The organism is Microbacterium awajiense (assembly GCF_039536545.1).
Classification (GTDB): domain Bacteria; phylum Actinomycetota; class Actinomycetes; order Actinomycetales; family Microbacteriaceae; genus Microbacterium; species Microbacterium awajiense.
Window position 1 is genome coordinate 1,376,875 of sequence record NZ_BAAAYU010000005.1, and the last position, 13,792, is coordinate 1,390,666.

Annotated in this window: 10 protein-coding genes; all 10 read left to right on the plus strand. The window is 66.0% G+C overall.

Annotated features, from left to right (window positions below; all coding sequences use genetic code 11):
- The first annotated feature begins 38 nt into the window (after positions 1 to 38).
- The 10 genes from ABD663_RS13070 to manD all read left to right on the plus strand — a co-directional run bounded on the left by ABD663_RS13070 (position 39) and on the right by manD (position 13,695).
- On the plus strand, positions 39 to 1,040 hold the full coding sequence (locus tag ABD663_RS13070; RefSeq protein WP_425561782.1) for a carbohydrate ABC transporter permease: 1,002 nt from the start codon (positions 39 to 41) through the stop codon (positions 1,038 to 1,040).
- Complete coding sequence (locus ABD663_RS13075; protein ID WP_344739251.1) at positions 1,037 to 1,855, plus strand: carbohydrate ABC transporter permease; 819 nt, start codon at positions 1,037 to 1,039, stop codon at positions 1,853 to 1,855. Before ABD663_RS13070 ends, ABD663_RS13075 begins: the two co-directional genes overlap by 4 nt.
- Positions 1,852 to 4,326 (plus strand): glycoside hydrolase family 2 protein, encoded by a 2,475-nt coding sequence (locus ABD663_RS13080; protein ID WP_344739254.1) that lies wholly within the window; start codon positions 1,852 to 1,854, stop codon positions 4,324 to 4,326. The genes ABD663_RS13075 and ABD663_RS13080 overlap by 4 nt, the downstream gene beginning before the upstream one ends.
- A complete protein-coding gene (locus tag ABD663_RS13085; RefSeq protein ID WP_344739256.1) occupies positions 4,323 to 5,285 on the plus strand; it encodes a glycoside hydrolase family 113 in 963 nt (320 codons plus the stop codon). The genes ABD663_RS13080 and ABD663_RS13085 overlap by 4 nt, the downstream gene beginning before the upstream one ends.
- Positions 5,282 to 6,226 carry an N-acetylglucosamine kinase gene (locus tag ABD663_RS13090; RefSeq protein ID WP_344739258.1) on the plus strand — a complete coding sequence of 315 codons (945 nt, stop codon included), beginning with the start codon at positions 5,282 to 5,284 and terminating at the stop codon, positions 6,224 to 6,226. Before ABD663_RS13085 ends, ABD663_RS13090 begins: the two co-directional genes overlap by 4 nt.
- A gap of 81 nt (positions 6,227 to 6,307) precedes the next feature.
- A complete protein-coding gene (locus tag ABD663_RS13095) occupies positions 6,308 to 8,341 on the plus strand; it encodes a cellulase family glycosylhydrolase (protein WP_344739260.1) in 2,034 nt (677 codons plus the stop codon).
- Positions 8,342 to 8,404: 63 nt separating this feature from the next.
- Positions 8,405 to 9,448 (plus strand): LacI family DNA-binding transcriptional regulator, encoded by a 1,044-nt coding sequence (locus tag ABD663_RS13100; RefSeq protein WP_344739262.1) that lies wholly within the window; start codon positions 8,405 to 8,407, stop codon positions 9,446 to 9,448.
- Positions 9,449 to 9,711: 263 nt separating this feature from the next.
- Entirely contained in the window at positions 9,712 to 11,139 is a 1,428-nt protein-coding gene (gene uxaC, locus ABD663_RS13105) for a glucuronate isomerase (protein ID WP_344739264.1), read from the plus strand.
- 5 nt (positions 11,140 to 11,144) lie between these two features.
- Positions 11,145 to 12,476: a mannitol dehydrogenase family protein gene (locus ABD663_RS13110; protein ID WP_344739266.1), complete on the plus strand. Its 1,332-nt coding sequence runs from the start codon at positions 11,145 to 11,147 to the stop codon at positions 12,474 to 12,476.
- Complete coding sequence (gene manD / locus ABD663_RS13115; RefSeq protein WP_344739268.1) at positions 12,457 to 13,695, plus strand: D-mannonate dehydratase ManD; 1,239 nt, start codon at positions 12,457 to 12,459, stop codon at positions 13,693 to 13,695. Before ABD663_RS13110 ends, manD begins: the two co-directional genes overlap by 20 nt.
- Positions 13,696 to 13,792: the final 97 nt, after the last annotated feature.

Genomic DNA, 13,792 nt, shown 5'->3' on the forward strand with positions numbered 1-13,792 from the left:
TGCCCCCGGCGGGGGCCGGAGATCACCCAAGGAGCATCGTGTCCGTATCAAGCGCAGGACCCGACCCCGTGGGCATCTCCGGCCCCCTTCACGGCGTGGCACGCGACAACCGGGCAGCGCGCAAGCCCCGCAGCGTCCGCCGCGACCGGGGCCGCAGCGGCGGACCGGTGGGGCAGCGATGGCTCGGCCGGATCAGCCCGTACCTGTTCATCGCCGCGGCCGTCGGCCTGTTGTTGTTGCTGACCTACCTCCCCGCGGCGAACATGCTGTGGTACAGCCTGAACGACTGGAACGGCTTCGGACCGGTCGAGGACTTCATCGGCGTGGACAACTACATCGAGGTCTTCACGAACCCGGAGATCTTCTCGGTGTTCTTCGTGAGCTTGTACTACTTCGCGGGCGCTTTCGTGCAGATGGCGATCGCCTTGTACTTCGCAACCATCTTGAGTTTCAGCACACGCTTCTCCAACTTCTTCCGCGGGGTCATCTTCTTCCCGTATCTCCTCAACGGCGTCGCGGTCGGCTTCGTGTTCCTCTATCTCTTCCAGCCCGGCGGAACCCTGGACACCGTGCTCGGCTGGTTCGGCCTGGCCGACCCGCCGCAATGGCTCGGGGACGCATCCGTCGCCAACTTCTCGCTCGCGGCGACGTCGGTGTGGCGCTTCACGGGACTGAACTTCATCCTGTTCCTGGGTGCGATCCAATCGATCCCAGCCGAGCTGTATGAGGCCGCCGACATCGATGGAGCCAACCGGTGGCACCAGTTCCGGTTCATCATCCTTCCCGGCATCCGCCGCATCATCGGCCTGTCGTTCATCCTCGCCGTCGCGGGAAGCCTGTCGGTGTTCGAGATCCCGTTCATCATGACTTCGGGCGCCAACGGCACCGCGACGTTCGTCATCCAGACCCTGCAGACCGCATTCAGCTATCGGCAGGTCGGGCTCGCCTCAGCGATGGCCGTCGTGTTGTTGGTGATCGTGCTGGTGGTCACGTGGATACAACGACGAATCTTCCCCGACGAAAAGGTTGACCTGTCATGACCCGCGCAATGCCCGGCGTCCTCAAGTACGGTTCGCTCGCGATCGCAGCCGTCGTGGTGCTGCTGCCACTCTCGGTCGTCCTGTTCGCGAGCTTCAAGTCACGCGAAGAGTATGCGACGACCGGGCCGCTCACCCCGCCGCAGAACTGGCTCAACTTCGACAACTTCATCGATGCCGCCGTCCAGGGCGACATGGTCGCCGGCTTCGTCAACACGACGATCGTGCTGGTCATCTCGCTCGCAGGCACGATCATGATCGGCACGATGGCCGCCTACGCGGTGGACCGGTTCGCGTTTCGAGGCCGACGCCTCGTCTTGGCGCTGTTCCTCATCGCCACGCTCATCCCGAGTGTGACGAGCCAGGTCGCCACGTTCCAGATCATCAGCGGGCTGGGACTCTACAACACCAAGGCCGCTCTCGTGCTGTTGTTCATGGGCACCGACATCATCGCGATCTACATCTTCATCCAGTTCATGCAGTCCATCCCCGTGTCACTCGACGAGGCCGCGATGCTGGACGGCGCGAACCGCTGGACCATCTACTGGCGCATCGTGCTGCCTCTGCTCAAGCCGGCCATCGCGACCGTGGTGATCATCAAGGGGATCGCGATCTACAACGAGTTCTACCTGCCGTTCCTCTACCTCCAATCCGAGTCGGTGATCTCCACCGCGCTGTTCCGATTCAAAGGACCGTTCGGCGCGCAGTGGGAGCTCATCGCCGCTGCCACCATCCTCGTCATCGTCCCGACCGTCATCGCCTTCGTCTTCCTCCAGAAGTGGATCTACAAGGGCCTTGTTGCAGGAGCAGTCAAATGACCGCGATCGTCCCTCTCTCAGCGCCCCTGACGCGCCGCACCCTCGACGACGGCTGGCACGCCCGGGCGGCTGCCGGGCCCACCGAAGTGGGCGCGAACCCGGTGCCCGCTACGGTCCCGGGCGTCATCCAACTCGACCTCATGGCGGCCGGGCTCATCCCCGATCCCTACCTCGACGAGAACGAAGCCAGACTCGCGTGGATCGGGCTCGTCGACTGGACGTACGAGACGACGATTCAGGTCACCGATTCCGACCTCACCGCCTCTGATCGCCACGAGCTGGTTTTCGAGGGGCTGGACACGGTCGCGTCGGTGTCGATCAACGGGGCGAAGCTCGCCGATGTGGCGAATCAGCACCGCTCCTACCGCTTCGACGTCACTGACCGACTGCGCTCAGGAGAGAACACGCTGACGGTCGAGTTCCGCAGCCCCATTCGTCACGCGAACGCGCAGAGTCTGGTGCTGGGCACGCGGCCGCGGCCCTATCCGCTGCCATTCGACGCCATTCGGAAGTCTGCCTGCTCCTTCGGATGGGACTGGGGCATCGCGACGTTCGCAAGCGGAATCTGGCGCCCGGTCCATCTCGAATCGTGGTCGGTCGCGCGTCTCGGGGCCGTCCAGGTTCACGCCTCCGCGAACGGCACCGGAGGCAGCGTCACGGTACGAGCCGACATCCTGCGCGCGGAGAACGCCCCCGCAACCGTGACAGTGACGGTCGCGGGCCACAGCGAACTGGTCGAGGTCGGCGCCGACTCGGACTCGGCCACCGTCACGGTCGAACTCGACAGCGTAGACCGGTGGTGGCCGACCGGCTACGGCGACCAGCCTCTCTATGACGTGCGGGTAGAGCTCGGCGTCGAGTCGACGGTGATCGATCACGCAACCCGCCGAGTCGGGTTCCGGACACTGCGCTGGGACACGACCCCGGATGCCTCAGGCACGCCGTTCCAACTCGTCGTCAACGATCAGCCGATCTTCGTCAAGGGCGTCAACTGGATCCCCGACGACGCGTTTCCGAGTCGAGTGGATGCTGCTCGCTATCGCCGCCGCCTGGAACAGGCGAAAGCTGCGAACGTCAATCTCATCCGCGTCTGGGGCGGGGGGATCTACGAGGCAGAAGCGTTCTACGACGCCTGCGACGAACTCGGCCTGCTGACCTGGCAGGATTTCCTATTCGCGTGCGCGGCCTACTCCGAGGATGAGCCGATGCGCTCCGAGATCGAGGCGGAGGCTCGCGAGAACGTGGGTCGGCTCGGCCATCGTACGTCCCTCGCCCTGCTGACCGGCAACAACGAGAATCTCTGGGGCTACGAGGACTGGGGGTGGAAGGAGCGGCTCGACGGCAAGTCGTGGGGAGCCCACTACTATTACGAGCTCCTCCCGCAGATCGTCGCCGAGGTCGCTCCCCATGTGCCCTACGCACCGGGAAGCCCCTTCAGCCCCGGCGGACAGCATCCGAATGCACAAGACCACGGTTCCATGCACCTCTGGGAACAGTGGAACCGGCGCGACTGGCTGACATACCGCGAGCACACCCCACGGTTCGTCGCCGAGTTCGGCTGGCAGGGACCACCCACCTGGACCACCCTCAATCGGGCTGTCCACGATGAGCCCTTGACCCCTGAGTCGCCGAGCATGCTCGCCCACCAGAAGGCCGTCGACGGAAACGTCAAGCTGACCACCGGGCTGGTCCCGCACTACCGGGTGCCCGAAGACATGGAGACCTGGCACTGGGCGATGCAGCTGAACCAGGCGAATGCCGTGAGTTGCGCGCTCGAATGGTTCCGCTCGCGGTCGCCGCATACCGCCGGCGCCGTCGTCTGGCAGCTGAACGACTGCTGGCCGGTGACCTCGTGGGCGGCGATCGACGGGGATGGGCGGGAGAAGCCGCTCCTGCTGGCAATGAAGAGGGCGTTCGCCCCCCGAGCGGTGTCGATCCAGCCGTGCGGGGACGGCCTGAGCGCAACCCTCATCAACGACACCGCCCAAGAGTGGCGCGGCGAAGTGCTGTTGCAGCGCCGGCGGTTCGATGGTGCCTTGCTCGCCGAGCACTCCGTCTCGATCGGCGTGAAGGCGTACGCCAGCGCGACCGTCGACATCCCTGACGCGGTGGCCGTTGCGGATACCCTCGCGGCGGAGCTGCTCACCGTTTCCGCGCTCGAGACACGGGCACACTGGTTCTTCGCCGAGCCACGTGACAGCGATCTCGTCGCGCCTCGGCTCACAGCAGATGTCTCACGGGTCGACAACGGTGTGTTCGACGTCCAGATCACTGCCGGGACGCTCGTACGGGACCTCACGCTGCTCGTCGACAAGCTCGATCCGGCGGCGACCGTCGATGTGGGGCTGGTCACACTCCTGCCCGGCGAGTCGACTGTCTTCCGGATCGCCGGCATCACGGACATCCGCGCGCACGACATACTGCGCCCCGAGGTCGCTCGCAGCGGCAACCAGCTGGTGTCTGACGCATGACCGCGGCGACGATCACTGGTGCGCCGGTGTGTGGAATGACCTGGGGGTGGGTGGGCACGCGCGGCACGTGGAACACCCCGGGGGCGGCGGAATCGATGCGCGTGATGGCCGAGCACTCGGTCACCTGGACTGCGCTGGCCTACGCGGCGCTGCAGCCCACCCCGTTCTCGACCGATATCGCGTTCCGTGATGAGCCCACCGTCACCGACGACGAGCTCGTCTGGGGAATACGGCAAGCGCACTCGCTCGGACTCAAGGTGTGTCTCAAGCCGGTCGTGAACGTCGCCGACGGAACCTGGCGCGCCCACATCGGCTTCTTCGACTGGGATGTGCCGGGGGAGCCGTCGTGGACGCAGTGGTTCGCGTCGTACACCCGCTTCATCCTGCACGCGGCGCAGATCGCCGAGGCTGAAGGATGCGAGATGCTCTGCATCGGATGCGAGATGGTGCGCGCCGACGGTCAGGAGGAGCACTGGCGTCGACTCATCACCGACGTCCGAGCGGTCTACCGCGGTCTGATCACCTACAACTGCGACAAGTACCAAGAGGACCACGTCACCTGGTGGGATGCGGTCGACGTCATCGCATCGAGCGGTTACTACCCGATCGACAGCTGGGAGCATCAACTCGACCGCATCGAATCGGTCGTCACCGCCGCCGACAAGCCCTTCATCTTCATGGAGGCGGGATGTCCGTCCAGGGAGGGATCACCCGCCCTCCCCAACGACTGGACCCTCGAAGGCGCGCCCTCGGAAGACGCGCAACTGGCGTACTACCAGGAGATGTTCCGCGCCTGCCGGAATCGGCCCTGGATCGAAGGGCTCATGCTCTGGGACTGGCCGGCGGAGTTGTACGACGAGCATCGCGCCGCCGACGATGACGACTACTGTCCCTACGGCAAGCTGGCCGCACCCTTCATGGCACAGCAGTACGCGGCGTGGAGCGGCAGCAACCGATGATCGCCGAACAGAGGCGAGCAGGCACGACCCTCGCTCTCGACGCCGGACAGACGGCGATCAAGGTCCACCTGACGCGGTCAGGTGGCGACACGATTCAGAACGTGTTCCCCGGAATCAGAACGAGCCAGCGGCTGCTGCCGCAACTGGCAGGCGTCGTCGCCGCCGTCGGAGCCGAGCTGTCGGACCCCATAGATGTCGTCACGCTCGGAGTCTCCGGGCTCGCCGAATCCGACGCGGATGCCGCCGAACTGCTCGCACTCTTCCCATCCACCCGTGTGCGGGAAGTGCACCTCGCCCACGACTCTGTGACCTCGTTCCTCGGTGCGCTCGGCGACCGCCGAGGGGCGGTGATCGCATCCGGCACCGGGGTCGTCACTCTCGGAGTGGGCGCCGCACGCGTAGCGCGCGTCGACGGCTGGGGCAACATCATGGGCGATGCGGGCAGCGGATACTGGATCGGCCGACGGGGGCTGGAATCGGCGATGCGCTCGTACGACGGCCGTGAGGCACCCACGGCGCTCGTCGATGTCGTGCGCAGCAGGTGGCCCGACCTCGAGAATGCCTATGTCGATCTGCAGTCCGACCCGGATCGCGTTCGCGTCGTCGCATCGTTGGCAGAAGCCGTCACCCAGCTTGCTCCGACCGATGCTGTCGCGGCGCAGATCACGCTGCACGCAGCTCGCGAACTCGCCCACTCGGTGATCACGGCGCTGCGCCGGGTGTCAGACGCAGAGGATCATCACGAGGAAGTCGTAGCCGCGATCGGCGGCGTCTTCCGCTCTGACAGCGTTCGTAGGCGATTCGAGGAGCTCGTCACGGAGGCGCGACCGAACGCCCGGATCGAGCCTGCGCACGGAACAGCCCTCGACGGCGCTCGGAGCCTCTCGGCGCTCGCCGAGCAGCACCCGTTGAAGGCACACGTCTTCGTCGCTGCCACGTAGCGCGTCGACCACAACCGTCTCGGCGCCGAAGCCGAGCACCGCTCCGCGAGAACCGCGGAGATCCATGACAGGAGGTCAACGATGACACGAAAGCCCTCGATCGCCCGCAGATGGGGCGCCATTCTCATCGCCGCCGGGGTTGCGGTCGGCATGGTGTCGGCGATCACGCCTGCGCATGCGTCACCTGCGTCGCACTTCGTCACCGCGAAGGGCGGAAAGCTGCAGCTCGCCGGCAAGACGTACGAGTTCGCAGGCACGAACAACTACTACCTCGGCTACAAGTCCGAGTCGATGGTCGACGCCGTGCTCGACGATGCCGCGGAGGCCGGGTTCGATGTCATCCGCACCTGGGGGTTCCAGGATTACCAGAACGCTGACGGATCGGGATCCGTCCATCAGAACTTCGAGGGCACGTGGTACCAATCCTGGGACGAGAGCGCGGGCCGACCTGTCGTCAACGAGGGGGAGAACGGGCTGCAGAAGCTCGACTATGTGATCGCCGCGGCGGAACAGCGCGGGCTTCGGCTCATCATCCCGTTCGTGAACAACTGGAACGCTTTCGGCGGGATGGACCAGTACGTGCGGTGGGCTGGACTCGACGAGCACGCCGACTTCTACACGGACCAGAGAATACGCGCGTGGTACAAGGACTGGGTTGCCACGTTGCTCAACCGGACGAACTCCGTCTCCGGGATCGCATACAAGGACGACCCGACGATCATGGCGTGGGAACTGGCCAACGAACCGCGCTGCACCAGCGCCGGCGCCTACCCGGACGGGGCGTGCGACACCCAGACCGTCACTTCCTGGGCCGATGAGATGAGCCGGCACGTGAAGTCGATCGACTCGAACCACCTGCTGTCGGTCGGGGACGAAGGATTCTTCTGCCGAGACGAGAGCGCGTGGTCTCTCACGAAGAAGTACGGTGCGTCGGGATACGGGCCGGGATTCGGCGAAGACTGCGCCGACGGCGTCGACACCGTTGCGCTGGCCTCGCTCGACAACATCGACATGATGTCGATGCACCTGTACCCCGACCACTGGAAGGTCTCGGTCGACTGGGGCACGGGCTGGATCAAGGAGCATGCGCTGGCGGCGCTGAAGATCAGGAAGCCGGTCTATCTGGGTGAGTTCGGCATCGTCGACAAGTCGATGCGCATGCCTGTCTACGCGGACTGGCTGCGCACCATTCGGCTTACCGGGGTGGACGGCGCACTGTACTGGATCCTGTCCTCCGAGCAGGATGACGGCACGATGTACGCGGACTACGACGGGTTCACCGTCTACTGCCCGAGCCCTGTCTGCTCGTTGGTCAGTGCACATGCTGCGCTGGTGCCCGTCTCGATGAGTGGTGCGAGGACGTTGCGGCTCACGATCGCTGACAACGACGCGGTCACCATCGAGCGTGACACCGCGGTCGAAATCGACGTCCTCGCCAATGACGTCTCGCTGTCGTCGCCGGTACACGCCTCGACGCTGGATCTGGATCCGGCCGCGCACGGACGGCAGACGAGCATCACTCTGCCGGGCGGAACAGCCACCATAGTCTCCTCCGGACGCGTGTCCTTCGTACCGTCGGCCGGCTTCACCGGAGTCGTCGCGTTCCCCTACTCGGTCAGCAACAAGCTGACGACATCTGAGGCGACCGTCAGGATCACGGTGCGTCCCGCGCCGGGCGACCCGGTGGTGCTCGCCTCCTGGGAGGACGGTGTCGCGGGGTGGACGCCGGCGAACTGGCAATCCGATCCGGGGACTCTCGCCACCGGCGAAGCCGGGGCAACAGATGGAGAATCCGCGCTCCAGATCACATCCAACGGGGCGTGGTTCGGGTCACCCGCGGACAGCCCGACCCTCGATCTCGCGGCGCGCGCATCCGTGGAGTTCGACATCACCACGAGGGCGACCGGCACCAGCGTCTCGATCGCCGTCAGGTACGGGGACTCATGGACGTGGTGCCAGTCGCCGTGGACGTGGATTCCCGAGCACTCGTCTCAGACGGTATCCGTTCCGCTGGACACCTTCGGATGCGCGGCGGCCGACCTCACGGCTGTGCACGACGTGTTGATCTACTTCAACGCCGGCAGCTACAGCATCGATCGCCTCACCATCAGATAGGAGTGGAGTGGATGCCGTGCCTGCGCCCGGCATCCACTCTGTTCGAAAGCGTAGGGTGCAGAGGTGACCTCAGTCTCGGACGGACCGTCTCGTGTGACGATCAGCGACATCGCGGAGCGTGCCGGCGTCTCGATCGGGGCCGTGTCGTTTGCGCTGAACGGTCGGAAGGGCGTCTCCGACAAGACCCGGGAGCGCGTTCTGCGCATCGCCGATGAGATGGGATGGGCGCCAGCGAGCGCAGCCCGATCGCTCGCTGAGTCGCGGACCGAGACTTTCGGGATGGTGCTCGCTCGAGACCCGCGCAACCTCGGTGCGGAGTCGTTCTACATGCAGTTCCTCGCAGGTCTCGAGACCGAGTTGGCGCAGCGAGGCTACGGTCTTCTGCTTCAGGTCGTCCCTTCCCGTGAAGAGGAACTCGCCACCCTGCAGAAGTGGCGTCGCACGCGCCGCGTCGACGGGGTGCTGCTGATGGATGTCACGCTCGACGACCCGAGAGTGGAGCTGCTGGCTCAGCCGAACGCGCTCCCCGCTCTGGTCGTGGGTGACCCGAGCGTTGCCGGCACGTTGTCGTGTGTCTGGACCGACGATGCGTCATCGATGGAGGAGGCGGTGCGCTATCTCGCCGGGCTCGGTCACACCGCGATCGCGCGAGTCGGCGGGCTGGCACACTTCGCCCATACGCGTATTCGTGACGACGCGTTCACGAAACAGATGAGTCGGCTGGGACTCTCGCCCACCGTGCTGCGCACCGACTACACGGCTGCCGAGGGTGCGCGCGCGACGCGAGAGGCTCTGGCCTCCAGTGTCGCCCCCACCGCATTCGTCTATGACAACGACATCATGGCAGTGGCGGGACTTGCCGTCGCGATGGAGCTTGGGCGCCGCGTACCCGACGAGATGTCGCTGATCGCCTGGGACGACTCCGTGCTCTGCGAGCACACATTTCCGCGGCTGACCGCGCTCAGCCATGACGTGGTCGCCTTCGGGTCGCACGTGGCCAGACGACTCTTCGGCGTCGTGGATGGCGCCGAGCCCGGCCACTTCAAAGACTCGACGCCAGTACTGATCCCGCGCGCTTCGACAGCCCCCGCGCCTGGGTCGGCGTAAACGGTCGAGCGGGCGCATTGCCGCCGGCCGCGTGCCACGTTTCTGCCACGAATCGAACTCGGCCCACCTGATCGCGGGGGCGCGCACTCGACGTCAGAACCCGTGACAGCGAGGCTCATGTCTCGCAGGGCCCTGCTCGCCCCCGCCATGGGCGAGCAGGGCGGGGAGGCCGCGACGTCCGGGGCAATCGGTTGCCATCGTCGGTCAGTTGTGATTGACTTCTCGGCGGCTGGCGGACGCAATGTGGCGAGGAGAAGATCAGAGTGCTGAGGCAGGATTCCCCAGACGCGCCTTCGAGCACCGAGGTGGGCCCGGACGGCGATCGACTCTTCCCGGGTGACCCGAGCACCCGTGCGATCGCGCGGGCACTGTACGAACGGATCGCCGACGCGCCGATCGTGTCGCCGCACGGCCACGTTCCCGCCGAGTGGATCGCTCGCGATGTGCCCTTCACGGATCCGGCGTCTCTGCTGGTCACCCATGACCACTACGTCACGCGGCTGCTGCACGCGTCGGGCGTCGACCTCGACGATCTCGGGGTCGGCGGCAACGCCGTCGATCCCCGGCAGGCGTGGCGGGAATTCGCGTCACGCTGGCACCTGTTCGCGGGCACCGCGTCCGGGTACTGGATCGAGGACGAGCTGCGGCACGTCCTCGGCATCGACGCGACCTTGTCGGCCGAGACGGCCGACAAGGTCTACGACGCCGTGCGGGCGAGACTCGCCGAGCCCGCGTTCCGACCGCGCGCGCTGTTCGAGCGCTTCGCGATCGAGGTGCTAGCGACGACCGATGACCCGCTGGACGATCTGCACTTTCACGACGAGATCGCCCAGAGCGGTCTGCCCGGTCGCGTGCTCCCCACGTTCCGCCCGGACCGGTACCTCGATCCCGACTGCTCCACCTTCGACTCCGATCTCGCGGCTCTTCTGGGCGCCACCTCGCAGCCCGGGACGTTCGACGGGTATCTCAGCGCTCTCAGGGAGCGTCGTGCCCACTTCATCGAGCACGGCGCGACGTCGGCTGATCACGGGATCGAAGACCCAGCGACCGTCGACATGACCGATGACGACGCGCGAGACCTCTTCCAGGTGATCGTGGCAGGACGTGCGACCGCCCGGCAGCGCGCAGCCTTCCGAGGGCACATGCTCGTCCGGATGGCGGAGATGAGCGTCGACGACGGACTGGTCATGACCATCCATGCCGGGGTGGTGCGAAATCACAGCACCGCGACACTCCGGCGATTCGGGCCCGATAGCGGTCACGACTTCCCCCGCTCGACGGACTTCGTTCGCGGGCTGCGGCCTCTCCTCGAGCGGCACGGTCTGGCGAGGGGTCTCCACTTGGTGCTCTTCGCAGTCGATGAGACGGTCTACTCGCGTGAAATCGCACCGATGGCGAGCTTCTACCCATCGGTGTTCATTGGGGCGCCGTGGTGGTTCCTCGATGCACCCGACGCCATGATGCGATTCCGGGCGGCGGTCACCGAGTCCGCCGGGTTCAGCCGGGGATCCGGGTTCATCGACGATACGCGGGCGTTCCTGTCCATACCGGCACGCCACGACACAGCCCGGCGAGTGGATGCGTCATTCCTCGCCCGTCTCGTGGTTGAAGGTCGCATCGGTGAGCAGACCGCGGGCACGATCATCGACGACATCGTCGGACCGCAGCCTCGCCGGGTATTCAAACTGTGACCCCCGTGCGCACACGACCCGCGCCCCCCGTCCGCATCGTCCACGTCGGCCTCGGCGCGTTCAGCCGCGCCCACACCGCGTGGTACACCGCGCGGGCGGAGGATGCTTCCGAGTGGGGGATCTCGGCGTACGCCGGTCGCAGCTCCGATCTCGCCGACGCGCTCACGGCGCAGGACGGTGTCTACACGCTGGTGGTCCGCGACGAGGACGGCGACCACATCGAGCAGATCGAGAGCATCGTCCGCGCCCACCCGGGGGCCGATGTCGCGCAGCTCGTCGAAGAGATCGCCGCATCCACCACTGCGATCGTCACGCTCACGATCACTGAAGCCGGCTACCGCACGACGATGGCGGGAGAGATCGACCGCGACGACCCGCTCGTTGCCGCCGACCTCGAGAGGCTGGCTCGGCTCGATGCCGCCCCGAGCCTGGCAACGCTCCGGCCCGCGACCGCGCTCGGTCGGATCCTGCTCGGTCTGGAACTGCGTCGTCGCCGAGACGGCCGCCCGGTGGCGATCGTCTCGTGCGACAACCTTCCTGACAACGGCGGCCACCTTCGTCGGGGACTGTCTGCGCTCGCGTCGGAGACGTCGCCGACAACTGCTCGGTGGATCGACGAGAACGTGTCGTTCGTGTCGACATCGATCGACCGCATCACGCCGCGGGTTTCCGCTGACGAGTTGCGGCGGCTTTCGGACGAGTACGGCGATCGTGTACCGGTGGTGACGGAGCCGTTCCACGACTGGGTCATCGCCGGAGAGTTCCCTGCAGGACGCCCGAAGTGGGAGAGCGCGGGCGCGCGATTCACCGATGATCTCGAGCCGTGGGAAGTGAGGAAGCTGTGGCTTCTCAATGGTGCTCACACACTTCTCGCCTGCCTCGGTCCCCTTCGCGGTCACGCGACCGTCTACGAGGCGATCTCCGACCCGGAGTGTCGAGAAGCGGTTGACGCGTACTGGGACGAGGCGGCTCGGCATCTGCCCGCTGAGCTCGGCATCCCGGCGTATCGGGCGGCGCTCGTGGACCGGTTCTCCCGCCGACGCATCGTGCACCATCTTGCCCAGATCGCCCTCGACACGGCGACGAAGCTCCGCGTGAGGATCGTTCCTGTGGCAAAGCGGGAACGGCAGGCGGGACGCACAGCGACGGGGTGCGCGGCGGTCTTCGCGGCATGGATCGCATCGCAGACCGACGTCGTCGGACGCGATGGCATGCGCTCTGCAGTGGCCCCGATCAGTGAGCGACTTGCCGCCGACGACGGCTTCCTGGACCAGATCGAGCGGGCGACGGAACGGCTTCGGAAAGAAGGAATCACTCATGATCATCGAAAAGGCTGAGGTCATCGTCACCAGCCCCGACCGTAACTTCGTCACGCTGAAGCTGACGACCGACGAGGGCCACACGGGGCTCGGTGACGCGACGCTCAACGGCCGTGAGCTCTCCGTGGTGGCCTACTTGACCGAGCACGTGGTGCCGCTGCTGATCGGCTCGGATGCCGGGAAGATCGAGGACACCTGGCAGTTCCTATACCGCTCGGCGTACTGGCGTCGGGGACCCGTGACCATGGCGGCATCTGCTGCGGTCGACATGGCGCTCTGGGATATCAAGGGCAAAGCGGCAGGGATGCCTGTGTACCAGCTGCTCGGCGGCGCCTCCCGTACGGGTCTGCTCGCGTACGGACACGCGTCGGGTAAGGAGCTGCCCGAACTGTTCGACTCGGTGCGCTCGCACCTCGAGCAGGGGTACAAGGCGATCCGCATCCAGACCGGCGTGCCGGGGTTGAAAGCGATCTACGGCATCGCGTCGCAGTCCTCCGACACCGGCGGCGGCGAATCCCGCTACGACCATGAGCCGGCGCGCCGCGGTGCGAAACCGGTGCAGGAGGATTGGGACACGCGGGCGTACCTGCGGCACCTACCCGGGGTGTTCGAGGCAGTCCGCAACGAGTTCGGCCCCGAGATCCCGCTACTGCACGACGGGCACCACCGGATGACCCCGATTCAGGCCGCCAAACTCGGCAAGTCGCTCGAGCCCTACGACCTGTTCTGGCTGGAGGATTGCACCCCCGCCGAGAACCAGGAAGCTCTCCGCTTGGTGCGCCAGCATACGACGACCCCGCTCGCTATCGGCGAGATCTTCAACACGGCGTGGGACTTCAAGGACATCATCCGTGACCAGCTCATCGACTACGTCCGCGGGGCGGTGACGCACATGGGCGGCATCTCGCCGCTGAAGAAGACCCTGGACTACGCGGCGATGTACCAGATCAAGTCGGGCATGCACGGTCCGACCGACATCTCACCGGTCGGTATGGCAGCCGCCATGCACTTGGGCCTCAGTATCCACAATTTCGGAATCCAGGAGTACATGAAGCACGGTGCGAAGACCGACCAGGTCTTCGAGCAGTCGTTCACCTGGAAGGGTGGCCTGCTGCATCCTGGCGACAAGCCCGGCCTCGGCGTCGAACTCAATGTCGACGAAGCCGGGACGTACCCGTACGAGCAGGCCTACTTGCCATACAACCGCCTCGCTGACGGTACGGTGCACGACTGGTGAGATCGGGGCGACACGAGTCGCAAACGATTGACAGGCGGATTCTCGCGGTATTCAGTGGGGAGTGATTCCTCGCCTCGCATCCGGCGGCGATGGGCTC